Raw genomic sequence first — 22,581 nt, forward strand, 5'->3', positions numbered from 1 at the left:
AGACCATGCAGACCCACGAGGTGCTCAACCAGTCCACGCCGCTCGAGGACTACAACCCGGCGGCCTACCCCGTGCTGCGCGAAGCGCTCGAACGGGCGGATGCGGGCGAGTCGCTCGCCGAACTCGTCGAGGTCGGTGTGCTCGCCGGTTCGAGTGAGGCACTGCGCTGGGGCGACCTCGCCGAGCGCAACGTGCCGCGGCTGCACACGCACGACCGGTTCGGCAACCGAATCGACGAGGTCGAGTACGACCCGGCCTACCACTCGCTCATGGAGCACGCGACGCGCTTCGGCCTCCACGGGGCGCCGTGGGCCAGCGACGACCCGAACGCGCACCTCGTGCGCGCGGCGAAGTACTCGGCCTGGATCACCGCCGACGCCGGGCACGGCTGCCCGATCACGATGACGTACGCCGCCGTTCCCGCACTGCGCGCCGACGAGGAACTGGCCGCGCGCTACACGCCGCTGCTCACGGCCCGCGGCTACGACCCGAACCTCGCCTACGCGCCGACGAAGCCCGGAATCATCGCCGGAATGTCGATGACGGAGAAGCAGGGCGGCTCCGACGTGCGCGCCAACACGACGAGCGCCACACCGCAGCCCGACGGCACCTACCGCCTCGTGGGCCACAAGTGGTTCACGTCGGCCCCGATGTCGGACATCTTCCTCACGCTCGCCCAGGCACCCGGCGGCATGACCTGCTTCGTCGTGCCGCGCGTGCTCGAGGACGGATCGCGCAACCCGATACGCATCCAGCGCCTCAAGGACAAGCTCGGCAACCACTCCAACGCGAGCAGCGAGATCGAGTACGAGAACGCCGTCGCCTACCGCCTCGGCGACGAGGGCCGCGGGGTCCGCACCATCATCGAGATGGTCAACGTGACGCGCCTCGACTGCGTGATCGGCAGCGCGACGATCATGACGCAGGGCGTCCAGCGCGCCGCCCACCACGTCACGCACCGTGCGGCGTTCGGCAAGTCGCTCATCGATCAACCGCTCATGCGCAACGTCATCGCCGATCTCGAGATCGAGGCCGAGGCCTCCCTGACGGTGGCGCTGTGGCTCGCAGGCCTCACCGACAAGGCCCACGCCGGTGACGAGCGCGCGGCCATGCTGCGCCGCATCGGTCTCGCCGTGAGCAAGTACTACGTGTGCAAGCGCGGGCCGTCGCACGCCGTCGAGGCGCTCGAGTGCTTCGGTGGCAACGGCTACGCGGAGGATTCGCGGATGCCGCGCCTGTTCCGTGAGTCGCCGCTGCTGTCGATCTGGGAGGGAAGCGGCAACGTCGCCGCGCTCGACACGTTGCGCGCCATTGCCCGTCAGCCCGAGTCGCTCGAGGTTCTCTTCGACGAACTCGACGCCGCTGCCGGAGCCGACGCCCACTTCGACGCCTACGTCGCCGAGCTCAAGAACGAGTTCGCCGACACCGGCGACCTCGAGTACCGGGCACGCACCGTCGTCGAACGCCTCGCCCTCGCGCTGCAGGGCTCGCTGCTCGTGCGTTTCGGTCACCCGGCAGTGGCCGACGGCTTCACCGGCTCGCGCCTCGCCGGCGTACCAGGCAACGCGTTCGGCACCCTCGGACGCGGCGTCGACACCGCGGCGATCATCGAGCGGGCGACGCCGAAGGTCTGACGCTTAGGCTCACACCATGCGAATTGCGGTGATGCAGGCGAACGCGACCGTCGGGGATCAGGCGGCCAATCTGCGGGCGATCGACGAGGCCGCTGCGCGGGCGGCCGGTGAGGGTGCCGACGTCCTCGTCACGCCGGAACTGTTCGTCAGCGGGTACGCGCCGCTGTTGCTGCGCACCGTCGATCCCGACGCCGAGCGCGGCATCCTCGCGGAGCTGGGCCGCATCGCGAAGCATCGCAAAGTGGCCCTCGTCGCGAGCTACCCGCAGGTCGAGGAGCTCGCCGAGGAGAAGCGGCGTCAGTACATCTGCGCCGTGCTCTTCGACGCGAGCGGTGAACTCGCGGTGACGTACCGTAAGGTGCACCTGTTCGGCGACGACGAACCGCGGGCCTTCGCCTGCTCCGAGGCCCCGCCGACGACGGTGGAGCTCGCGGGTCTGCGGGTGTCACTGCTCATCTGCTTCGACGTCGAGTTCCCCGAGGCCGTGCGCGCCGCCGCATTGGCCGGGGCCGACGTCGTTCTCGCGCCGACAGCGCTTGCGGCCGGATTCGATGACGTACCGCAGGTTCTCCTGCGCGCCCGTGCCCTCGAGAACGGCGTCGCGCTGGCGTACGCCAACCACACGGGGGAGGAGGACGGGCTCGTGCTCGGTGGCGGCAGCGTCATCGTCGGGCCCGACGGCGGTCTGCTCGCGGAGGGCGACGACGCACCCCGCATCATCCTCGGCGACGTGACGCGCGACGACATCGACGCCGCTCGCCGTGAGGTGGACTACCTCGGCCGTCGCCGCCCGACGACGTACGCCGCCTGGGAGCGCGACGGCTGAGCTTCTCGGACCTCACATTCGAACAGGTTGAAGACGATGGTTGCTCTCGGAGCAACGTCCGTCGCCTTCTTGTGGCATCGTGGGTTCGCGCGGATCGGCAGTCGACCGCCGAAGGGGTGAAGGTGACATGACAGCAGTGACCGAGTTTCCGAGTGACGGGGCCGCGAAGCAGCCTCCGATCACGATGCTGAACCCTGATTTCCCCTTCAGCTACGACCACTTCCTCGCACACCCTGCCGGCCTCGGCAGCGTGCCCGAGGAGATGTACGGCGCCGAGGTTGCCGTCGTCGGTGGCGGTGTCTCGGGCCTCGTCGCGGCCCTCGAACTCATGAAGATGGGCCTCAAGCCCGTCGTCTACGAAGCCGACCGCATCGGCGGGCGCCTGCGCTCGGAGAGCTTCGCCGCCGCGAAGGACGTCACGGTCGACCTCGGCGGCATGCGCTTCCCCGAGTCGAGCAAAGCGCTCTACCACTACATCGACATGGTCGGCCTCGAGACGGAGGCGTTCCCCAACCCGCTCTCGGAGGTCACGCCGAGCACCGTCGTCGAGCTGGGCGGCGTGAAGCACTACGCCGAGACACCCGCCGACCTGCCCGAGTTCTTCACCCACGTGGCCGACGCCTGGCGCGCCGCGGTCGAGGACGACGCGCAGTTCCTCGAGATGCAGACCGCCATCCGTGAGCGAGACGTGCCCACGATCAAGCGCATCTGGAACGAGTTCGTGCCGCGCATGGACGAGCAGACGTTCTACGGCTTCATCGCGGCGAGTGACGCGTTCAAGAAGGCGGGTTTCGCGGCGCGCGAGGCGTTCGGCCAGGTCGGGTTCGGCACGGGTGGTTGGGACACCGACTTCCCCAACTCCATCCTCGAGATCCTGCGCGTCGTCTACACCGACGCCGACGACCGTCACCGCCGCATCCTCGGTGGCGCCCAGCGTCTGCCGGAGGGGCTGTGGGCGTACGAGCCGGCCGAGATGAAGCACTGGCCGGCCGGCACGTCGCTGCGGTCGCTGCACAACGGAGCTCCCGCGGGGGAGGTGCGCCGCATCCGCCGCGCGGAGAACGGCGACATCGAGATCTCCGAACGCTGGGGCCGCAAGGCGACGTACAAGGCGGCCATCACGAGCTGCCAGTCGTGGCTGCTGTCGACGCGCATCGACACCGAGGAGGCCCTGTTCTCCCCGGAGATGTGGATGGCGCTCGAACGCTCGCACTACATGCAGAGCTCGAAGACGTTCGTCATGGTCGACCGGCCGTTCTGGAAGGACAAGGACCCGAAGACCGGCCAGGACGTCATGTCGATGACGCTCACCGACCGCCTCAACCGCGCCACGTACCTGCTCGACGACGGCCCGGACAAGCCTGGCGTCATCCTGCTGTCGTACACGTGGAACGACGACGCGATGAAGTGGCTGTCGCTCGACGCGACGCAGCGCATGGAGCTCATGCTGCACTCGCTCGCGCAGATCTACCCGGACGTCGACATCGCGAGCCACGTCGTCGGGCAGCCGATCACGGTGTCGTGGGAGTCGGACCCGAACTTCATGGGCGCGTTCAAGGCGAACCTGCCGGGGCACTACCGCTACCAGCAGCGGCTGTTCACGCACTTCGCGAAGAACGACCTGCCCGAGCACCAGCGCGGCATCTTCCTCGCGGGCGACGACATCTCGTGGACGGCCGGCTGGGCCGAGGGCGCCGTGCAGACGGGCCTCAACGCCGTCTGGGGTGTCATGAAGCATCTCGGCGGCGAGTGCAGCCCGGAAAACCCCGGACCGGGCGAACTGCTCGGCGAGTACGGCCCGATCAGCCTGGACTGAAACCGAATTCGGACGGTCTCCCTCGGTGGAACAGCGAACGGGTAGGGTTTCGCGCAACTCAACTCGGGACGAGAGGCGCGCATGAAGTCGCTACCGGTTCAAGGCCTGCGCGAGAGCGTGGCCGTCGGCGCGCGCCTGCGTAACGCCCGCCTGGCCCGCCGCTACACGCTGGAGCAGACGGCTCAGCTCGCCGGCATGACGAAGGGTTTCCTCTCCCGGGTGGAGCGCGACCTGACGTCGCCGTCCGTGGCGTCACTCGTCACGCTGTGTCAGGTGCTGCAGATCGACGTCGGCTCGCTGTTCACGGCGCCGCGCACGTCGCTGGTGCGGCTCGAGGAGGCCTCGCCCGTCGACCTGGGCGGAAACGGCATCGACGAGCGCCTCGTGACGAGCCGCGAGGAACGTGCCGTGCAGGTGCTGCGCGCGGTCATCGCGCCGGGAGGCGCGGGAGAGAACGAGCTCTACGCCATCGACTGCGACGTCGAGGTGTGGCACGTCGTCACTGGCCGACTCGAGGTGCGTATGCACGACGAGACCTTCGAAGTGGGCGAGGGCGACACGCTCACCTTCCCCGGCCGCGAGCCGCACACGTGGCGCAACCTCCACGACGAGGAGACGCTCGTCCTCATGACGCTCGTGCCCGACAGTCGCTGATCGTCCCCACATGCGCGACATGCCGCGCTTGTGGGGAGATCTGCGCACGAGAAAGCCCCATGGGCGCGACATGTCGCACTCATGGGGCCTTCTTGGCGTCGACTACCAGGTCTGGCGCTTGGCCTTGCGCTTGTGCGATGTCAGCAACAGGTAGGCACCGAGGGCCGGGACGCCGACGAAGATGGCCATGCCGATGAACCAGCCGATCGTGTAGGCCGCGCCGCTTCCGTAGGGCGGGTTCTGGGCCGTCGAGCCCAACGCACCCAGTGCGATGATGCCGGCGACGATGGCGAGGATGATGCCGAACGTCGTCGCGACGCCACTGCGCTTCGGCGCCATCCGGCCGTACGGCTGCTGGCCGTACTGCTGGCCGAACTGCTGCGGCTGCTGGTAGCCGCCGTACGGAGGCTGCTGCGGCGCGCCGTAGCCCTGCTGGCCGTACCCGCCAGGCTGCTGGAGGTTCTGCGCACCGTAGGCGCCGGTCTGCCCGCCGTACTGCTGAGGGTTCTGACCCTGCTGCGGGTCGCCGTAAGGGTTCGGATTCTGGGTCATGCATCAAGCAAACGGCGCCCGGCGGTGAGATGCAAGTCACCGTCTGGCGCCGTTCGACGCGTTCGCCTCGATCAGGAGGTGCGAACACCCTCCGTCTCGATACGGCCGCTGACGCGAGCGTCCCACTCCTCGCGCACCTCGGGGCGCACGGGCTTCGTCGCGAGCGAGACCGCGACGAACGTGACGAGGGAGGCGAGCAGGCCGAAGTAGATCGGCTTGTTGTCGAGGATGCCGAGCAGCGGGTCGCCCAGCTGAACAGCGAGAACGGCCATCGTGCCGAGCGTGACCACGGTGCCGACGATCATCGACGCCGCAGCGCCCTGGCCGTTGCCACGCTTCCACACGAAGCCACCGAGGATCGCGATGAGCAGACCGCCCACGAGGATGTCGTACGCGATCGTCAGGGATGCGACGACGATGTCCCCGCCGGCCTTGAGGGAGCTCATCCACGCCGCAATGGCGATGATGACCATGCCCAGGCCGAGCACCCAGGTGCGGTTCTCGCGGATGTTCTTGTCGCTGTGCGGGTCCTCGGCTGACTCACCGGTGGCCTTGGCCTTGCCGGTGATCATCGGCACGACGTCGTTGCGGGCCACGGTCGCGGCGGCGATGAGCGCGCCGGACGCGGTCGACATCATGGCGGCGACGGCGGCGGCGAGCACGAGACCGCCGATGCCGGCGGGCAGGATCTTGTCGGCCACCTCGGCGTAGACGTCGTCCTTCACCTTGATCTTGTCGCCCAGCGAGGCGTGGGCCGCCATGCCGATGACGGCGCCGGCCGCACCGTAGAAGATGCAGTAGATGCCGGCGGCAGCGCCACCCCAGCGAGCGACCTCGGGGGAGCGGGCCGTGAACACGCGCTGCCAGATGTCCTGGCCGATGAGGAGGCCGAGGGTGAAGACGACGAACCAGGTGAGGATCGTCTGCGGGTCGGCGCCGAAGTTCTTGTCGCCGATGAGGTTGAACGCCTGGTCACCCATGCGCTCGCGGATGCCGTCGAAGCCGCCGGCCTTGCTCAGCGTGAACGGCAGCATGAGCGCGAAGATGCCGATCGTCTTGATAATGAACTGCACCTGGTCGGCCAGCGTGATCGACCACATGCCGCCGATGACGGAGTAGACGAGCACGACGCCACCGCCGACGACGATGCACAGCCAGCGGTCCCAGCCCAGGAGAACGTGGAGGACGGTTGCGTAGGCGCCCGTCGACGTCACCGAGAGGAAGATCGTGTAGGCCAGCATGACGATGCTGGACGCGCCGGTGGCCTTGTGGCCGTAGCGCAGGTCGAGCATCTCGCTGACGGAGTAGACGCGCAGCTTCTGGATCGTGCCGGCGAACAGGAGCGAGAGCAGCAGAACACCGACGCCGATGGCGACGACGAGCCACATGCCCGACAGGCCCATCTTGTAACCCAGGCCGACACCGCCGACGGTGGAGGCGCCACCGAGCACGACGGCCGCCATCGTTCCGGTGTAGAGGAAGTAACCGAGGCGACGCCCGGCGACGAGGTAGTCCGAACTGTTCTTGGTGCGCGAGCGACCCCAGAACCCGAACGCCAGCATGGCGACGAGATACAGGACTACGATCGCGAGGTTGAGGTCCACGGAAAGGGCCTCCTTCGCTGGATGGGTGGCACGGCACGGTGTGTCGTCTGCGTCACATGGAGTGGGGGTTCGACCAATGTAAGAGATCGACTCTTAACAAACAACGGATTCCCCTGGGTAAACACGTCCGTTAACCTGATTGTGATCGAACGCACGTGACCTGGGCGTCGCACGACAACCCGGGCCGACCCAAGGAGCTCACGACATGGACCACCCCCGCGTCGAGACGAACGGCCGCATCGGCCCGGTCAACGCCGCCCTCACCCCGCGCTACGCGGGCCTGGGCACCTTCGCGCGCCTGCCGCGCATCGAGGACGTGTCCAAGGCGGACGTCGCCGTCGTCGGCATGCCCTGGGACTCGGGCGTCTCCTACCGCCCCGGTGCGCGCTTCGGTGCGACGCACGTGCGTGAGAGCTCGCGCCTCCTGCGTCCGTTCAACCCCGCGCAGTCGGTCTCGCCGTTCGCGGAGCTGCAGGTCGCCGACGCCGGTGACGTGGCACTCAACCCGTTCAACATCGACGAGGCGCTCAAGACGGCCGAGGAGGCCGCGGCGCAGTTCGTCAGCGACGGCACCTCTCTCATCACTATCGGCGGCGATCACACCCTCGCCCTGCCGCTGCTGCGCGCGCACGCCAAGAAGCACGGCCCCGTCGCGCTGCTGCACTTCGACGCCCACCTCGACACGTGGGACACCTACTTCGGCGCCGAGTACACGCACGGCACGCCGTTCCGTCGCGCGTTCGAGGAAGGCATCATCGACTCCTCGGGCGTCTGCCACGTCGGCACCCGCGGCCCGCTCTACGGCACGCAGGACCTCGAGGACGACGCGCGCTTCGGCTTCGGTGTCGTGACGAGCAACGACGTCATGCGCATGGGTGTCGACGAGGTCGTCGGCTTCCTGCGTGAGCGCGTGGGCGACCGTCCGCTGTACGTCTCGCTCGACATCGATGTTCTCGACCCGGCCCACGCGCCCGGCACCGGAACGCCCGAGCCGGGCGGTCTGACGTCGCGCGAGCTGCTCGAGATTCTGCGCGGCCTGCGCGGCACGAACCTCATCGGCGCCGACGTTGTCGAGGTCGCCCCGCCGTACGACCACGCCGAGCTCACGGGTCTCGCCGCGGCGAACGTCGTGTACGAGTACATGTCGCTGCTCGCCCTCGGCAAGGACGCCCCCGCGGGCGGCCCGGCCTACGGCGAGTCCAACACGACCTACGGGGAGAGCAAGTGAGCGAACAGATCCGTTCGACGGCGGCAGGGGAAGCCGCTCCGAAGATCCGCAACGGTGGCGACCTCGTCGTCGAGACGCTCGAGGCGCTCGGCACGACGACCGTGTTCGGCATCCCGGGCCAGCACGCGCTGGGCCTGTTCGACGCGCTGCGCCGTTCGGGGCTGCACTTCATGAGCAGCCGCGTCGAGAACAACGCTGCTTTCGCGGCCGACGGGTACTCGCGCGTCTCGGGCAAGCCGGCGGCGCTCTTCCTCTCCACCGGCCCCGGCGCGTTGACGGCGCTTCCGGGTCTGCAGGAGGCGTACGCCACCTCGGTTCCGATGGTCGTCGTCGCGTCGCAGGTGCCGGTCTCCGGCCTCGGCGGTGCGCGTCGCGGCATGCTTCACCAGCTCGACGAGCAGCGTCGCGCCGCCATCGACGTCACGAAGTCTCAGCGCACGGTGACGCACCACGCCGCCATCCCGACGGCCATCGAGTCGGCGTGGCTGGAAGCGATGACCTACCCGCGTGGGCCGGTCTGGGTCGAGGTGCCGCAGGACGTCCTCCTCGCTAAGACGGAGATCCCGCCGATACGCACGGCCAACGCCTCCCCGACGCCCGAGGGGCCGCGCCCCGAACTCGTGTGGGCCGCAGTGCAGTTGCTCGCTTCGGCGAAGCGTCCCGCCATCGTCTCCGGTGGTGGTGTGCGCCGCGCCGGTGCGGAGAGGGCGCTGCTCACCCTCGCCGAGAAGCTCGACGCCCCCGTCGTCTGCTCGCCGGGCGGCAACTCGGGCTTCCCCGTCGAGCACCCGCTGTCGATGGGGTCGTGGGTCGAGGACCGTGCGGTCACCGGCCTGCTCGCCGACGCCGACGTCCTGCTCGCCGTCGGCACGTCGCTCGGTGAGGTGACGTCGAACTACTTCACGCTCGAGCCGTCCGGCAAGCTCATCCACGTCGACGCCGAGCCGCGCGTGCTCGAGTCGAACCACCCCGCACTCGGTATCGCGTGTGACGCGAAGGCCGCGCTCGAGGCGTTCGTTTCGGCTTACCCCTCGCAGCCGACGGAAGGTCGCGAGTCGGGCGCCGAGCGGGCCGCGGAGGCGCGCAAGGCCATCGTCGAGCGCCTCGACGGGCAGGACCTCGCGCACGAGCGCGCGTTCATGGACGCCATCCGTGCCGGCATCCCCGACAATGTGCCGACGTTCTGGGACATGACGATCGCCGCCTACTGGGGCTGGAACTGCTGGGACGGCCGCACCGGCGGCTTCCACTCCGGCCAGGGCGCCGGCGGCCTCGGCTTCGCGTTCCCCGCAGCCCTCGGCGGCGCCGTGGCGCTCGCGGAGAAGCGCGGGCTGAAGCTCTCCGACGTCGACGCGGAGTTCTCGGTCGGCGGCAGCGAGCGCGTCGTCGCCGTCGCGGGTGACGGTTCGGCGATGTACTCGATCTCGGAGCTGGCCACCGCTGTGCAGCACGGCATCCCGGTGACGTGGCTCATCGTCGACGACGGCGGCTACGGCATCCTGCGCGAGTACATGGTGGCCACCTTCGGGCAGGCCACCCACACCGGGCTCGCCCGCCCGGACTTCATCACGCTTGCCAAGGCGTTCGGCGTCGAGGCGCAGGAGGTCTCGGTCGGTGACGACGCGGGTTACTCGGAGCTCACCGACGCTCTGCGTGCGACGTTCGACGCGTCGGTCACCGGCCCGCGCGTCATCGTCGTCAAGACGCACCTCGAGATGTTTGCCATGAGCTGACGATCCGTCTCGGGTCGTGCCGCCCGTCGCCTCGCTGATCAGCGGGCGGCGGGCGGTTCGTCGTTGGTGCTGACGTTGGCGCTGGGCAGGCTTTCCTGCGATTGGGTAGGGGCCGCCTCGGCGCAGCCGAGTGTGACGGCCGACGAGCCGGCCGAGATGGCGACGGTCGGCGCCCGCTGACGGGAGTCGCTCGTCGTCGCTGGGCAGACTTCCCTGCGGTTGGGTAGTGGTTGCCTCGGCCCAACCGTTCGCAGGAAACTCTGCCCAACGGTTGCCGGCACCGCGAGGGCGACCATCGCACCGCACCGAAACGAAACGTCCCCACGTGCGCGAGATGTCGCGCCTGTGGGGACGTTTCGTTGTCGACTTTCCCCGATCGCGCGATATCTCGCGCGACGGGGGAGGCGGCGTCACTCGGACGAGGCGGCCGCCTTGTCGCCGGCGATGCGGATCATCCGGTGGTTGCTGAACTCCTCGAACCCGTACGTGCCGAGCTCGCGCCCGAAGCCCGAGCGCTTCACCCCGCCGAACGGCAACTCGGATGACGAGCCGGGCGGCTCGTTGATCGACACCATGCCCGACTCGAGCTGGTCGGCCACGCGCATCGCGGCGTCGACCGACGCCGAGTGCACCGAGGCGCCCAACCCGAACAGAGTGTCGTTCGCAATGCGTACCGCGTCGGCCTCGTCCTTCGCCTTGTAGACGACGGCGACCGGGCCGAAGATCTCCTCCGACCACGCGCGCATCTCGGGCGTGACGTCCGTGAGGACCGTCGGCGTGACGAACGAACCCGCGTGGTCGGGCCGCGTGCCACCGGTGATGACACGAGCGCCCGCCTGCACGGCGTCGTCGATCTGCGACTGGATGTCCTGGGCCGCGTCCTCGTTGACGAGCGGGCCCGCGTCGGTCTTCTCGTCCGCCGGGTCGCCCATGACGAGCGCCTCGACGGCCTCCGAGAAACGCGACACGAACGAGTCGTACGCCTCGTCGCCGATGACGATGAACCGCTTCGCCGCGTTGCACGCCTGCCCCGAGTTCTCGAAGCGCCCGGAAACGCCGTCCGCAACGGCCTTCTCCAGGTCGGCGTCCGGCAGCACGATGAACGGGTCGGAGCCGCCGAGTTCGAGCACGGCCTTCTTGAGGTTGCGCCCGGCGTTCTCGCCGACGGCCGAACCGGCCCGCTCGGAACCGGTGAGCGAAACACCCTGCACACGCGGGTCCTCGATGAGCGAGGCGATTTGCTCGTTCGTCGCGTACAGGTTGGTGTAGACACCCTCCGGCACGCCGGCCTCGCGATAGATTTCCTCGATGACGGCCGCGGAACGCGGGCACTGCGGCGCGTGCTTGAGCAGAATCGTGTTGCCCAACAACAGGTTCGGCGCCGCGAAGCGAGCCACCTGGTAGTACGGGTAGTTCCACGGCATGACGCCGACGATGACGCCGATGGGCTCCTTGCGCATGAACGCGCGCCCGTCCCGCTCGCCCAGGTCGAGCTCGACGTCGGCCAGGGCCTCGGCAGCGTGCTTCGCGTTGAACCGGTGGATGTCACCGGCCAGCCACACCTCACCCGTCGCGTGCGAGGAGGGCTTGCCCATCTCGACGCCGATGATGCGGGCCAGCTCGTCCTGGCGTGCGTCGTAGAGGTCCGCGACGCGGTTCATCACCGCGACCTTCTCCTCGAGCGGGGTGGCACGCCAGGACGCACGCGCCTCGTACGCAGCCTCGAGCGCGGCCTTGACCTGCTCGTCACTCGCCGTCGGGAAGGTCTCCTCGACCTCACCCGTCAGCGGGTTCGTGACCTTGTAGATGGCGTCCGACATCAGATCGTCATTCCCACGTACTTCGTCTCGAGGTACTCGTCGATGCCGTCGAAGCCACCCTCGCGACCGAAGCCGGATGCCTTGACGCCACCGAACGGTGCGGCCGCGTTGGAGATGACGCCCGCGTTGACGCCGACCAAGCCGTACTCGAGCTTCTCGGACACGCGCATGGCGCGAGAGAAGTCGGTGGTGAAGAAGTACGCCGCGAGGCCGTACTCGGTGTCGTTGGCGCGCTTGATGACGTCGTCCTCGTCGGTGAACGTCTGGATCGCGGCCACCGGGCCGAAGATCTCCTCACGCACGATGTCCGACGTCGGCGAGACGTCCGTGAGCACCGTCGGGGCGACGAAGTGACCGCCGGCGGGCACCTCGTCGTCGCCGCACACCTTCGTCGCGCCGTCGCCGACGGCCGACTCGATGAGGCGCTTGACGTTCTTGACGGCCTTCTCGGTGATGAGCGGACCGACGGTGACGCCCTCGTCCATGCCGTTGCCGACCGTCATCGCCTTCATCTTGGCGGAGAACTTGTCGCCGAACTCCTCGGCCACATCGGCGTGCACGTAGATGCGGTTGGCCGCGGTGCAGGCCTCACCGATGTTGCGCATCTTGGCGGCCATGGCGCCTTCGACGGCGGCGTCGAGGTCGGCGTCGTCGAAGACGATGAACGGCGCGTTGCCACCCAGCTCCATCGAAACGCGCAGCAGCTGCTCGGCGCTCTGCTCGACGAGCTTGCGGCCGACACCGGTGGAGCCGGTGAACGTCAGCTTGCGGGCACGCGGGTCACGGATGAGCGGCTCCATGACGCCACCGGAGTCGGTGGTCGTGATGACGTTGACGACGCCCTTCGGCACACCGACCTCCTCGAGCAGCGCAGCGAGCGCGAGCATCGTCAGGGGCGTCTCCGAAGCGGGCTTGATGACCATGGTGCAGCCGGCCGCGAGGGCCGGGCCGATCTTGCGCGTACCCATGGCGAGCGGGAAGTTCCACGGCGTCACCATGATGCACGGGCCGACGGGCTGCTTCATCGTGAGCAGGCGCGAGGCACCGTTCGGCGCGGGCATGTACGTGCCCGAGATGCGCACGGCCTCCTCGGCGAACCAGCGGAAGAACTCGGAGCCGTACGTCACCTCACCCTTGGCCTCGGCGAAGGGCTTGCCCATCTCGAGGGTCATGAGCGCGGCGAAGTCGTCGGCGCGCTCGGTGATGAGCTCGAACGCCTTGCGCAGCAACTCCGAACGGTCGCGGGCCGGGGTGGCGGCCCACTCGGCCTGCGCCTCGGCGGCCGCGGTGAGGGCGGCGTCACCGTCGGCGGGCGACGCGTCGGCCACCTTCGCGAGCACCTCGCCCGTGGCGGGGTTCGTGACCTCGAGGGTCTTGCCACCCTCGGCGTCACGCCACTCGCCACCGATGAACAGGCCGGTGGGAACCGAGCCGATGAGCTTCTTGACATCAACCATGGAACGAATCTCCTTGTCTGGAGCGAAGAACGAGGTCGGACGTGCCCTTCACGCTAGTGGGCAGGTCCGACAAAAGGGTCAGGAGAGAGCGGAGTCGAACGAGGCCGCGATGATGTCGAGGCCCTCGCCGAGCAGCGCGTCGTCGATGACGAGCGGCGGAAGGAAGCGCAGGACGTTGCCGTACGTGCCGGCTGTCAGGGTGACGACGCCCTCGCTGTTCGACAGGCCTGCGACCTTCTTCGTGAGGTCGGCGTCGGGCTCCTTCGTGCCCGGCTTGACGATCTCGACGGCCATCATGGCGCCGCGGCCACGGATGTCGCCGATGACGTCGTGCTTCTTCGCGATCTCGCCGAGGCGCTCGCGGAAGATCTTCTCGATCTCCTTGGCGCGCGCCGGCAGGTTCTCGCTCTGCATGGTCTCGATGGCGCCGAGCGCACCGGCGCAGGCGACGGGGTTACCGCCGTACGTACCACCGAGGCCGCTGGCGTGGACGGCGTCCATGATCTCGGCGCGGCCCGTCACGGCAGCGAGCGGCAGACCGCCCGCGATGCCCTTGGCCGTCGTGATGAGGTCGGGGACGACGCCCTCGGCCTCGCACGCGAACCAGTCGCCGGTGCGGCAGAAGCCGCTCTGCACCTCGTCGGCGATGAAGACGATGCCGTTCTCGCGGCACCATTCGGCGATCTTCGCGAGCCAGCCGGTGGGCGGCACGATGAAGCCACCCTCACCCTGGATGGGCTCGATGATGACGGCTGCGACGTTCTGCTCGCCGACCTGAGCGTGGACGGCGGAGGTGAATGCCTCGAAGGCGTCCTCGACGATCGTCTCGGGGTTGCCGGGCCAACGGAAGGGGTAGGCCATGGGCATGCGGTAGACGTCCGAGGCGAACGGGCCGAAGCCCTGCTTGTACGGCATGTTCTTGGCCGTGAGCGCCATCGTCAGGTTGGTGCGGCCGTGGTAGGCGTGGTCGAACGCGACGACGGCGGTGCGCCCGGTGTGGTGGCGTGCGATCTTGATGGCGTTCTCGACGGCCTCGGCGCCCGAGTTGAACAGCGTCGAACGCTTCTCGTGGTCGCCGGGGGTGAGTTCGTTGAGCTTCTCGCAGACGGCCGTGTACTCCTCGTACGGCGTCACCATGAAGCAGGTGTGCGTGAAGTCGTCGAGCTGGTTCTTGGCCTTCTCGACGACCTTCGGGGCCGAGTTGCCGACGCTCGTGACGGCGATGCCGGAGCCGAAGTCGATGAGCTGGTTGCCGTCGACGTCGACGAGGATGCCGCCGCCCGCGCGCTCGACGTACACCGGCAGGCCGATGCCGACGCCCGCGGAGACTGCAGCCTTCGTGCGCTGGTGCAGCTCCTGGCTCTTCGGGCCGGGGATCGAGGTGACGAGCTTGCGCTCCTGGGGGATCTGCGAGGACGTGGTCATCGTCGGCTTCCTCTCGAAGGTTGGTGCCACCGCCGTCGTGCGCGGTGGTGGACACAAGGGTCTGAGGCCAACTCTCGCCGCTCGCACCTATGCTGTCCAATATCAGTTTTCGATGATTGGCATTCCAATCTGGAATGACCCTGCGAGGGGTTCGTCGGCGTGAGGTGAAGGCATGGAACTGCGCGCGGTGCGTTGCTTCGTCGAGGTGGCCGACGCCGGCACGGTGACGGCCGGCGCGGAGCGTCTGGGGGTCGGTCAGCCTGCCGTGACGCGGCAGATCCAACAGCTCGAACGGCAGCTGAAGATCCGGCTCTTCGACCGCGAGGACGGGCGTCTGCGCCTCACCTCCGCGGGGCGCGACGTGCTGCCCGTGGCGCGCCGACTCCTGCGGCAGGCGGAGGACGTCAGCACTGCCGCCAGGGGAGTGGCGGCCGGTCGGTTGCAGCACGTGCGCCTTGTCGCGCCGGGCACGACACGTGATGACGTCCTGGCGCCGTGGGTGGCGACGTGGGGCGCGGACGCGCCGTTGCCACGCATCGACGAGGCGCAGGTTGACGGCATCTACCAAACACTGCGACGCGGGGCCGATCTCGTCGTCGCACCTGTCGCGCCGCCGCGGGACTTCGCCTCGAGCATCGTCGCCGAGCTGGGGTTGTGGGCGTACGTGGCGCCGACGCATCCGTGGGCTTCTCGCGAAGGCGTCGACCTCACGGAGTTGGCCGAGGCCGACCTGTTGCTCCTCGAGCGCAGCTTCCACGCGCGGCGCATCTTCGACGCCTCGATGAACGCAGCCGGGCTCGGCGTGGAGCCGACGGCGCAGTTCGGTTCACCCGTCGTTGCGCAGGCCGTCGCGGCATCCGCGCGCGGCGTCTGCGTGCTCACCGACGACCCGCGCTTCGGGCTCGTGCCACTGGCCATCCATGACGACGACGGGCGGGCCCTGACGGTGCGTCTGCACGCCGCGTGGCAACGCGGGCATCACGCTGCAGCGACGCTCGAGCGTCTGGCGGGCGACCTCGCGTCGTTCACCCGCGAGCGCTACGGCCGCGGACGCTGAGGCGACGCCCGCGGGCCGCCGTGCGAGCGAGCTCGTCGGTCGTCACGAACTTCACGCGCGGACGGTCGGCGGCCTCACCGCGTGAGCGCTCGGCGCGGTCGATGGCGCGGGCGCCGCGGGCGTCGGTCGTCGAGATGCCCTTGAGGCGCAACGCATCGCGCAGGGTGTCCCGGGTGCGCTTCGGCGAGACGATGACGCCGCCCGCCACGTCGTCGACGAACGTCTGGACGGTTGCGGCGGCGCACAGCCGGTTCGCGCCGATGCCGCCGCGCGCTCCACGTTTCGCCCAGCCTGTGACGTAGATGCCCGCGCCGTCACGCACGGCACCGGTGGTCACCACGCGCCCGCCCTCGTGGCGGTAGGCGCCGGTGGCTGGGTCGTGAGGGAGCCCGAGCGTCGTCGCTCCCACGGCGTCCACGTCGTAGCCGAGCGACGTGATGACGACGTCCGCGTCGAGTTGCGCCGGACCGTCAACGCGCTCCACGCGTACGCCGACGTGCCCCCCGTGGTCGACGAATTGTTCGATGCGGGAGCCGAACACGACGGTGATCCGTGCGCCGGCGTGTGGTTCGAACGAGGGAGTCGGTTCGTCGGCGTCGACCAGGCGCACTGTGAGGCCGGGGATGCGGTCCAGGGCTCGGAACTCGGCTTCGGTGTACGCCGCGTGGGCCGCGTCGCCGCGTCCGAGCAGGACGACGTCGTCGAGCCGGTGGACGCGCAGCCAGTCGAGGGTGCGGTCGGCGACGTCGGTGCGGCCCAGTTCGTCGGGGGAGAGCGTGAGCAGGCGCGCGAGGTCGAGCCCGACGTTGCCGGTGCCGACGACGACCGCGCGGCCGAGGTTCGCCTCCGCCAGCGGTGAAGCGTCGAAGCCCGGCACGCCGCCGCTCCACCGGACGACGTCGAGCGCGCTCGTGACGCGTGGTGCGTCCTCGCCGTCGATGCCGAGTCGGCGCGCGGCGCCCGCCCCCGTGGCGAGGAACACGGCAGCGAACTGCTCGCCGAGTTCCGCGAGCGTCACGTCGCGCCCGAGGCGAACGCCGCCGACGAATTCGACGCGCGGGTGGCGCAGCGCGAGGGCGAAGGCGCGCTCGATCTGCTTCGTGTGGGGGTGGTCCGGCGCGACGCCGCTGCGTACGAGACCGCCGGGCGTGAGGTGCTCGTCGATGAGGGTGATGCGCGCTTCGGTGCGCGCGAGCAGTTCGTTGACCGTGTACATGCCGGCGGGGCCGGTACCGACGACGGCGACGTCGAGGTCGTCGGCGATGTGACGTCGCTGCGGAGCAGCAGCGCCGCTCGGGTCGGGGCGCGCCTCGTCGGAGCCGGAGGAACCGCTTGGACCCGAGTAGTAGCCAGCATTGATGTCGGCGTAGATCGCGTCGTGCGCGCCGAGGCGGTCGACCGGGAAGATCGCACCGACCGGGCAGGCGTCTGCGCAGGCCCCGCAGTCGATGCACGAGGCGGGGTCGATGTGAAGGATCTCGCTCGTGCCGAAACCCGGCTCACCGGGCGCTGGGTGGATGCAACCGACCGGGCAGACGCGCACGCAGGCGGCATCGGTGCAGCAACTGTTCGTGATGGCGAAGGGCACGGCGCCTCAGATGACGTGGATGCGCTGGTAGATGCGCACGGCGCGCGGCGTGAGGAGGCCGCACTCGTCGAGGAAGTCGACGAGGTGGGTGCACGACGAGCGCAGCATCGAGTGGAAGTGCGTGTTGGCCTTGGCTTCGCGGACGGCGCGGGCCGGGTCGAGGCCGGCGTCGGCGTAGGCCTGCGGGCTGATGAGGGAGCGGACGATGAAGTACGCGACGGTGGCGATGAGGTTGCCGGACGCGCGACGTCGGGCGGCGCTCGCGTTGGCCAGGGACGCACGCATCTCCTCGCGTGCGAAGTGCATATGGCGCGATTCCTCGAGCACGTGGATCTCGTTGACCTTGCGCACGAGCGGCAGCACGCGCTCGTCGGCCATGACGCCGCGCTGCAGGACGTCGAGGATCTCCTCGGCGACGAGGATCGAGCCGTACGCCCACTCGCCGCCCGCGACCTGGCTGAGCAGGCGCGAGAGGTGCTGCACGTGGGCGGGTGGGTAGTAGCTGGTGCCGGTGATGCGCTCGGAGGCGCGCGCGAACATGATCGAGTGACGGCACTCGTCGGCGATCTCGGTGAGGGTCCACTGGAACTCGGCGTCGTGGTAGCGGCCGAGGAACTGGTCGCGCAGCATCATTTGCTGGAGCACCATCTCGAACCAGATGCCCATGCTCATGACGGAGGCGGCCTCGTGACGCGTGAGGCGCACCTGTTGTTCGGGCGTGAGCTCGTTCCAGTAGTCGGTGCCGAACAGCGAGCTCCACTCGGGCGAGAAGCCGTGCTTTTCGGCGTCCAGGGGCGCGTCCCAGTCGATGGCGACGAGCGGGTCGAAGCTCTTGATCTCGGCGCTGCGCAGGAGGCGTTCACCCACTTCGGTGGGGCCCGTGTCGACGCGGGACGTGTGCGGCGACTGCAGTTGTGCGGTCATCGTGAATCACCTCGGGTGCGGGAGCCGATCTGGATGTGATGCCGGTTACGTCACCGTAGCCTATGGCGGATTCGCGTGCTCCGATTCGCCCATGTACAGTGTGGTGTCGCTGCCGAACGTGTTCGGTGGCGACAATGACGACAGTCGCGGGGTGTGGCGCAGCTTGGTAGCGCGCGTCGTTCGGGACGACGAGGTCGCAGGTTCAAATCCTGTCACCCCGACCAGATAGAAAACCGGCTCTGACCTGCGGAAACGCAGTCAGGGCCGGTTTTGCTTTGCCCCTCGCGGGCATAAGTGGGGCACAACGGCACCGGCTGCGGACAGGAAAGACGATTCGGCGCCCTCTCCCGAGGCTGGGGTCCGGCCAAGATCGCCGACCTCCACGCCAACTTCGGCAGGACGCCGACTCTGCCTGTCACGCCGGAAACCGTCCTCGCGTTCGCGACCTTGCGCGACGCGTGCAAGTGCAGCGGCCATCCGCTCGCCGACAAGCAACACATGGGCGATGCGTGGGTCGCAGCCACGGCGATTTCATATGATCTGCCACTGCTGGCCGGCGACGGCATCTACACCGACGCACCGAAGGTCCGCCTCCTGGAGTAGAGCAATGACTGACTCGCGCCGCTTGGTCGACAAGCTCTGGTCATACTGCGACGTCCTGCGCGACGACGGCGTCGGCGTCATCGAATACACCGAGCAACTGACGTACCTTCTGTTCCTAAAGATGGCGCACGAGCGGGCCACCCGGAAGCTGCGGCCGGAGCAGATCGTGCCCGAGGAGTACTCGTGGCAGAAGCTGCTCGACGCCCAAGGTGACCAGCTCGAGTTCGAGTACACCCGCATCCTCGTCGGCCTCGCCCGCGAGGACGGTGTCATCGGCACGATCTTCCGCAAGGCGCAGAACCGCATCCAGGACCCAGCGAAGCTGCGCAGGCTCGTCGTCGACCTGATCGACAAGGAGAACTGGTCGCAGTCTGGCACCGACATCAAGGGCGACGCGTACGAGGAACTGCTGTCCAAGGGTGCGTCGGACAAGGGGTCCGGGGCTGGTCAGTACTTCACCCCTCGGGCTCTGATCCAGGCGATCGTCGACGTCATCCGGCCCACCGTCGCCGACACGGTCGTCGACCCGGCGTGCGGCACCGGCGGTTTCCTCCTGGTGGCTCATGACCACGCTGCGCGCGGCGCCGAGTCGATGACACCGAGGCAGCGCGACCACCTGCGCGACGGGTTCGCCTCGGGATACGAACTCGTCGACGGCACAGCACGATTGGCCGCGATGAACCTCCTGCTCCATGGCATGGGCGCTTCGAACGGTGACTCACTGATCGAGGTGCGCGACTCACTCATCGCCGACCCGGGCCGACGCTGGTCGGTCGTGCTCTCCAACCCGCCGTTCGGTCGCAAGTCATCGGTGACGATGGTCGGCGCCGACGGCCGAGAGGTCCGGGAGGATCGCGAGATCGAACGTCAGGACTTCGTCGCGACCACGAGCAACAAGCAGCTCAACTTCGTCCAGCACATCGCGACGATCCTCGACACAAACGGACGCGCGGCGGTGGTGCTGCCTGACAACGTGCTCTTCGAGGGTGGCGCCGGCGAGACGATCCGCCGCAAGCTGCTCGCCGACTTCGACCTGCACACGATGCTGCGGCTACCGACCGGGATCTTCTACGCCCAGGGCGTGAAGGCCAACGTGCTCTTCTTCGACAAGAAGGTCGCCCGCCCCGGGCAACCGTGGACTGAGCGGCTCTGGGTCTACGACCTGCGCACCAACAAGCACTTCACACTGAAGCAGAACCCGCTGCGCCGTGCGGACCTCGAGGAGTTCGTTGAGGCGTACACGGCGGCTGAGCGCGTCGAGTCCGAGCGCTGGAAGCCATTCACGTACGACGAGATCGTCGCCCGCGACAAGGCCAACCTCGACATCACCTGGCTGAAGGACGACTCACTCGAAGACCTCGACAACCTGCCGTCGCCGGACATCATCGCTCGCGAGATTGTCGAAGACCTCATGGCCGCGCTGGCCGAGTTCGAAGCAGTAGCAACGGCTTTGGAGGAACAGCTGCGCGGCTAGTACTCCTGACCGTCAGCAATCCGCCTGATCCAGTCGGGCACCGATTGCCCGCTCTTCGCGCTGGCGGCGATGTAGACGCGCGCTGCGGCGACCTTGTTCGCACGGGATACGGCTGCCCGCCATGGCGTGAGCACCGGGCTCAATTTTGCGCGGCCCGTCATGTGTCCTCCTGGCGGTCCAAGTCCACTCCATGATCTTCGTTCCCGTGTCTGACCGCCAGCGGCGCGATCTGACCTTCGGGAACGTATGACGAACACTCTCAAGCCCCGCCGCCAGTTCGAATCCCTCGCCGACGCTGCCGAGCGGACCGGCCTCAGCATCCGCACCCTCCGCAAGCGAATCGCTGTCGGGGAGTTGCCCGCCTACCGCAGCGGGCCACGTGTTCTGCGGGTTGACCCTGCCGACGTGGATCGCCTCATGGTTCTGGTTCCGACCGCGTAGCTGAGGCGGCCGGACGCCGTGAATCGGCCTAGGACACGTCCTACCGCCCAGATAAACGCGACCACAAAGGATCGCGAGCTTGCGGTCGGGCGCGGCGATCGGCGCGAACATCCCGCGCGGCGGCACGCGTTCCTCTAAAGTGCTGAACCGACAACGGTTGATGACACGAAAGGGTGCTACGGGGTGTCGGCTTCGCCTGCAGGGGTGGTCCTCTCAGATCTACCCGAGCCCGCAGCCTGCCCACCGCTCATTCTCGCTGGACCGCCGGTTCCGCCTGCTCATCGCATCTTCTTCTACTCCAGCGGCGAGTGGGAGGAGTTCATCAAGGAATGGGCCCTCGGCCTAGACGAGACCTACGTCCAGGTCAAGCGGCTCGGCGGCGGTGGCGACGAAGGCATTGATGTCGCCGGGTTCAAGTCCGACCAACAGTTGGAAGGGCCGTGGGACTGCTTCCAAGGCAAGCACTACGCCGGTCCGATTGGGCCCTCAGACGCGTGGCCGGAAATCCTCAAGGTCTTCCTGCATGTGGTCGCCAGCGACTACGTCATGCCCGACACATACAGGTTTCTCGCGCCGAAGGGTTGCAGCACCACGCTGAACCGGTTGCTAAGCAAGCCGTCGAAACTGCGAAAGAGGTTTCTCGAAGCAGTGGCGGACGGCCGGTCCTTGGTGAAGGGCATCGACGCGGAGACGTTGGGCCGAGTGCGTGGCCTGGCGCAGGAGACCGACTTCTCGATGTTTAGGTCGGTGGAACTGCACGAGGCCCTTGACACGCACAAGAAGACCCCGCACTACGTGGCGCGCTTTGGCGGTGCCCACCTGCCGGCGCCCTCGCCGTTCCCTGAGCCGCCAGATGAGTTCGGAGAGCATGAAGTCACCTACATCTCGGAGTTGCGCAAGGTCTATGCCGAGGGCTGCGCGGATGACCTCTCCAACGCGAACAACTTCGGGGGGCACCCGACATTCGGCGAGCATTTCAAACGGCAGAGGTATTCGTTCTACGCCGCCGAGTCCGTTCGGATGGACGCGCGCGACGCGGTGCCCGACGGCACCTTCGAGAGACTTCAGGATGACGTTTATGACGGCGTGATTGAGACTGCCGCGGCGCAGCACGACTCGCGCATGAAGCGTCTGACGGCGGTGCTTGAGCACTCGACGGTGGTCGACTTGAGCTCGCATCCCTTGGTGTCGTGGGCTGCTCCGCAGGCCCGGAGAGGCATCTGCCACCAGTTAGCCAACGACGAACGCCTGACCTGGACCCCAAAGGAGCAGTCGTGAAGCCGCTCAACAGCCCTCTCGATGTCGGCCTGCGGGTGCTGATGTTGCTACAGGAGGCCTTCCCGCAGCACTTGGACCTGAATCAGCTTGTTCTTCTCGACCACTCCTTGCTGCACAGTGCCGATCTTGGGGGTCCGGAAAGCCTTCATCCGGCCGTCCCAATTCGTGCCGGCGAACTCGGCATCAAGCGTGAGGCGATCGAGGCGGGCTTGGAGGTCATGGTTCGGGCCGGGCTCGCGCAGGCTGGCGTGGGTGACGGCGGTATCGAGTTCTGGGCCAGCGAGTCAGCGGACGGATTCACCAACCTGCTGGAGACGGAGTACGCGAGCCAGCTGCACTCCCGCGCCGCTTGGGTCGTCGCCCATTTCGCCACGCTTGACGAGCAGTCGCTCCGATCGGCGCTGTCGTCGGTCGCGAAGCACTGGTCGGAAGAGTTCACGCGGGTTGCCGAGGAAGAGTTGTACTGA

Annotated in this window: 20 protein-coding genes and 1 tRNA gene; 13 read left to right on the forward strand and 8 right to left on the reverse strand. The window is 68.3% G+C overall.

Annotated elements, in window-relative coordinates; genetic code table 11:
• Positions 1–5 precede the first annotated feature (5 nt).
• From EVU97_RS07675 to EVU97_RS07690, 4 genes are all read left to right on the forward strand, one after another.
• Entirely contained in the window at positions 6–1,634 is a 1,629-nt protein-coding gene (locus EVU97_RS07675; protein WP_129664821.1) for an acyl-CoA dehydrogenase family protein, read from the forward strand.
• Positions 1,635–1,650: 16 nt separating this feature from the next.
• Positions 1,651–2,460, forward strand: a complete 810-nt coding sequence (locus EVU97_RS07680; protein ID WP_129664823.1) for a nitrilase-related carbon-nitrogen hydrolase — start codon at positions 1,651–1,653, stop codon at positions 2,458–2,460.
• Between the two features lie 127 nt (positions 2,461–2,587).
• Positions 2,588–4,276, forward strand: a complete 1,689-nt coding sequence (locus EVU97_RS07685) for an NAD(P)/FAD-dependent oxidoreductase (protein WP_129664825.1) — start codon at positions 2,588–2,590, stop codon at positions 4,274–4,276.
• Between the two features lie 81 nt (positions 4,277–4,357).
• On the forward strand, positions 4,358–4,930 hold the full coding sequence (locus EVU97_RS07690) for a helix-turn-helix domain-containing protein (protein ID WP_047312513.1): 573 nt from the start codon (positions 4,358–4,360) through the stop codon (positions 4,928–4,930).
• A 102-nt stretch (positions 4,931–5,032) separates the two neighbouring features.
• Here the strand turns inward: EVU97_RS07690 and EVU97_RS07695 are convergent, their stop codons facing one another.
• Together EVU97_RS07695 and EVU97_RS07700 are read right to left on the reverse strand one after the other, a co-directional pair.
• Positions 5,033–5,482, reverse strand: a complete 450-nt coding sequence (locus EVU97_RS07695; protein WP_129664827.1) for a hypothetical protein — start codon at positions 5,480–5,482, stop codon at positions 5,033–5,035.
• A 71-nt stretch (positions 5,483–5,553) separates the two neighbouring features.
• Positions 5,554–7,044, reverse strand: coding sequence for a sodium:solute symporter (locus tag EVU97_RS07700; RefSeq protein WP_129665145.1), 1,491 nt, complete (start codon positions 7,042–7,044; stop codon positions 5,554–5,556).
• A gap of 247 nt (positions 7,045–7,291) precedes the next feature.
• Here EVU97_RS07700 and speB point away from each other — a divergent pair, with 247 nt between their 5' ends.
• A complete protein-coding gene (gene speB, locus EVU97_RS07705; RefSeq protein ID WP_129664829.1) occupies positions 7,292–8,314 on the forward strand; it encodes an agmatinase in 1,023 nt (340 codons plus the stop codon).
• Positions 8,311–10,047 carry a thiamine pyrophosphate-binding protein gene (locus tag EVU97_RS07710; RefSeq protein ID WP_129664831.1) on the forward strand — a complete coding sequence of 579 codons (1,737 nt, stop codon included), beginning with the start codon at positions 8,311–8,313 and terminating at the stop codon, positions 10,045–10,047. The genes speB and EVU97_RS07710 overlap by 4 nt, the downstream gene beginning before the upstream one ends.
• 410 nt (positions 10,048–10,457) lie before the next feature.
• Here EVU97_RS07710 and EVU97_RS07715 read toward each other — a convergent pair whose 3' ends face one another.
• The 3 genes from EVU97_RS07715 to gabT form a co-directional block, all read right to left on the reverse strand.
• Positions 10,458–11,867, reverse strand: coding sequence for an NAD-dependent succinate-semialdehyde dehydrogenase (locus tag EVU97_RS07715; RefSeq protein ID WP_165357914.1), 1,410 nt, complete (start codon positions 11,865–11,867; stop codon positions 10,458–10,460).
• A complete protein-coding gene (locus EVU97_RS07720; RefSeq protein WP_129664835.1) occupies positions 11,867–13,324 on the reverse strand; it encodes an NAD-dependent succinate-semialdehyde dehydrogenase in 1,458 nt (485 codons plus the stop codon). The genes EVU97_RS07715 and EVU97_RS07720 overlap by 1 nt, the downstream gene beginning before the upstream one ends.
• A gap of 78 nt (positions 13,325–13,402) precedes the next feature.
• The gene (gabT, locus tag EVU97_RS07725; RefSeq protein WP_129664837.1) at positions 13,403–14,749 is read right to left on the reverse strand and encodes a 4-aminobutyrate--2-oxoglutarate transaminase; all 1,347 of its coding nucleotides are present in this window, start codon (positions 14,747–14,749) and stop codon (positions 13,403–13,405) included.
• Between the two features lie 172 nt (positions 14,750–14,921).
• Here gabT and EVU97_RS07730 point away from each other — a divergent pair, with 172 nt between their 5' ends.
• A complete protein-coding gene (locus tag EVU97_RS07730; RefSeq protein WP_129664839.1) occupies positions 14,922–15,806 on the forward strand; it encodes a LysR family transcriptional regulator in 885 nt (294 codons plus the stop codon).
• Here EVU97_RS07730 and EVU97_RS07735 read toward each other — a convergent pair.
• Together EVU97_RS07735 and EVU97_RS07740 are read right to left on the reverse strand one after the other, a co-directional pair.
• Positions 15,775–17,394: an FAD-dependent oxidoreductase gene (locus EVU97_RS07735; RefSeq protein ID WP_129664841.1), complete on the reverse strand. Its 1,620-nt coding sequence runs from the start codon at positions 17,392–17,394 to the stop codon at positions 15,775–15,777. The genes EVU97_RS07730 and EVU97_RS07735 overlap by 32 nt on opposite strands.
• Before the next feature lie 6 nt (positions 17,395–17,400).
• Complete coding sequence (locus EVU97_RS07740) at positions 17,401–18,318, reverse strand: diiron oxygenase (protein ID WP_129664843.1); 918 nt, start codon at positions 18,316–18,318, stop codon at positions 17,401–17,403.
• Between the two features lie 147 nt (positions 18,319–18,465).
• Here EVU97_RS07740 and EVU97_RS07745 point away from each other — a divergent pair.
• The 3 genes from EVU97_RS07745 to EVU97_RS07755 all read left to right on the forward strand — a co-directional run bounded on the left by EVU97_RS07745 (position 18,466) and on the right by EVU97_RS07755 (position 20,395).
• Positions 18,466–18,542: transfer RNA gene (locus tag EVU97_RS07745), tRNA-Pro, on the forward strand.
• Between the two features lie 70 nt (positions 18,543–18,612).
• Positions 18,613–18,921 (forward strand): hypothetical protein, encoded by a 309-nt coding sequence (locus EVU97_RS07750; RefSeq protein WP_129664845.1) that lies wholly within the window; start codon positions 18,613–18,615, stop codon positions 18,919–18,921.
• Positions 18,922–18,925: 4 nt separating this feature from the next.
• On the forward strand, positions 18,926–20,395 hold the full coding sequence (locus EVU97_RS07755; protein ID WP_129664847.1) for a class I SAM-dependent DNA methyltransferase: 1,470 nt from the start codon (positions 18,926–18,928) through the stop codon (positions 20,393–20,395).
• Here the strand turns inward: EVU97_RS07755 and EVU97_RS14965 are convergent.
• Positions 20,392–20,556: a hypothetical protein gene (locus EVU97_RS14965; protein WP_165357915.1), complete on the reverse strand. Its 165-nt coding sequence runs from the start codon at positions 20,554–20,556 to the stop codon at positions 20,392–20,394. The two genes, EVU97_RS07755 and EVU97_RS14965, sit on opposite strands and share 4 nt — an antisense overlap.
• 85 nt (positions 20,557–20,641) lie before the next feature.
• Here EVU97_RS14965 and EVU97_RS07760 point away from each other — a divergent pair, with 85 nt between their 5' ends.
• From EVU97_RS07760 to EVU97_RS07770, 3 genes are all read left to right on the forward strand, one after another.
• The gene (locus EVU97_RS07760) at positions 20,642–20,836 is read left to right on the forward strand and encodes an AlpA family transcriptional regulator (protein ID WP_129664849.1); all 195 of its coding nucleotides are present in this window, start codon (positions 20,642–20,644) and stop codon (positions 20,834–20,836) included.
• Between the two features lie 204 nt (positions 20,837–21,040).
• Positions 21,041–22,114, forward strand: coding sequence for an ABC-three component system protein (locus EVU97_RS07765; protein WP_129664851.1), 1,074 nt, complete (start codon positions 21,041–21,043; stop codon positions 22,112–22,114).
• Positions 22,111–22,581: an ABC-three component system middle component 2 gene (locus tag EVU97_RS07770; RefSeq protein WP_129664853.1), complete on the forward strand. Its 471-nt coding sequence runs from the start codon at positions 22,111–22,113 to the stop codon at positions 22,579–22,581. Before EVU97_RS07765 ends, EVU97_RS07770 begins: the two co-directional genes overlap by 4 nt.

The organism is Dermacoccus sp. 147Ba, from assembly GCF_004151355.1.
Taxonomy (GTDB): Bacteria; Actinomycetota; Actinomycetes; order Actinomycetales; family Dermatophilaceae; genus Dermacoccus; species Dermacoccus abyssi.

What these genes read in the sequence shown, in the direction of transcription:
- EVU97_RS07760 (WP_129664849.1), top strand. Translation starts at nt 20,642, where the DNA reads ATGACGAACACTCTCAAGCCCCGCCGCCAGTTCGAATCCCTCGCCGAC.
- EVU97_RS14965 (WP_165357915.1), bottom strand. Translation starts at nt 20,556, where the DNA reads ATGACGGGCCGCGCAAAATTGAGCCCGGTGCTCACGCCATGGCGGGCA.
- EVU97_RS07675 (WP_129664821.1), top strand. Translation starts at nt 6, where the DNA reads ATGCAGACCCACGAGGTGCTCAACCAGTCCACGCCGCTCGAGGACTAC.
- EVU97_RS07685 (WP_129664825.1), top strand. Translation starts at nt 2,588, where the DNA reads ATGACAGCAGTGACCGAGTTTCCGAGTGACGGGGCCGCGAAGCAGCCT.
- EVU97_RS07695 (WP_129664827.1), bottom strand. Translation starts at nt 5,482, where the DNA reads ATGACCCAGAATCCGAACCCTTACGGCGACCCGCAGCAGGGTCAGAAC.
- EVU97_RS07730 (WP_129664839.1), top strand. Translation starts at nt 14,922, where the DNA reads ATGGAACTGCGCGCGGTGCGTTGCTTCGTCGAGGTGGCCGACGCCGGC.
- EVU97_RS07690 (WP_047312513.1), top strand. Translation starts at nt 4,358, where the DNA reads ATGAAGTCGCTACCGGTTCAAGGCCTGCGCGAGAGCGTGGCCGTCGGC.
- speB (WP_129664829.1), top strand. Translation starts at nt 7,292, where the DNA reads ATGGACCACCCCCGCGTCGAGACGAACGGCCGCATCGGCCCGGTCAAC.
- EVU97_RS07740 (WP_129664843.1), bottom strand. Translation starts at nt 18,318, where the DNA reads ATGACCGCACAACTGCAGTCGCCGCACACGTCCCGCGTCGACACGGGC.
- EVU97_RS07680 (WP_129664823.1), top strand. Translation starts at nt 1,651, where the DNA reads ATGCGAATTGCGGTGATGCAGGCGAACGCGACCGTCGGGGATCAGGCG.
- EVU97_RS07715 (WP_165357914.1), bottom strand. Translation starts at nt 11,867, where the DNA reads ATGTCGGACGCCATCTACAAGGTCACGAACCCGCTGACGGGTGAGGTC.
- EVU97_RS07700 (WP_129665145.1), bottom strand. Translation starts at nt 7,044, where the DNA reads ATGCTGGCGTTCGGGTTCTGGGGTCGCTCGCGCACCAAGAACAGTTCG.
- EVU97_RS07755 (WP_129664847.1), top strand. Translation starts at nt 18,926, where the DNA reads ATGACTGACTCGCGCCGCTTGGTCGACAAGCTCTGGTCATACTGCGAC.
- EVU97_RS07720 (WP_129664835.1), bottom strand. Translation starts at nt 13,324, where the DNA reads ATGGTTGATGTCAAGAAGCTCATCGGCTCGGTTCCCACCGGCCTGTTC.
- gabT (WP_129664837.1), bottom strand. Translation starts at nt 14,749, where the DNA reads ATGACCACGTCCTCGCAGATCCCCCAGGAGCGCAAGCTCGTCACCTCG.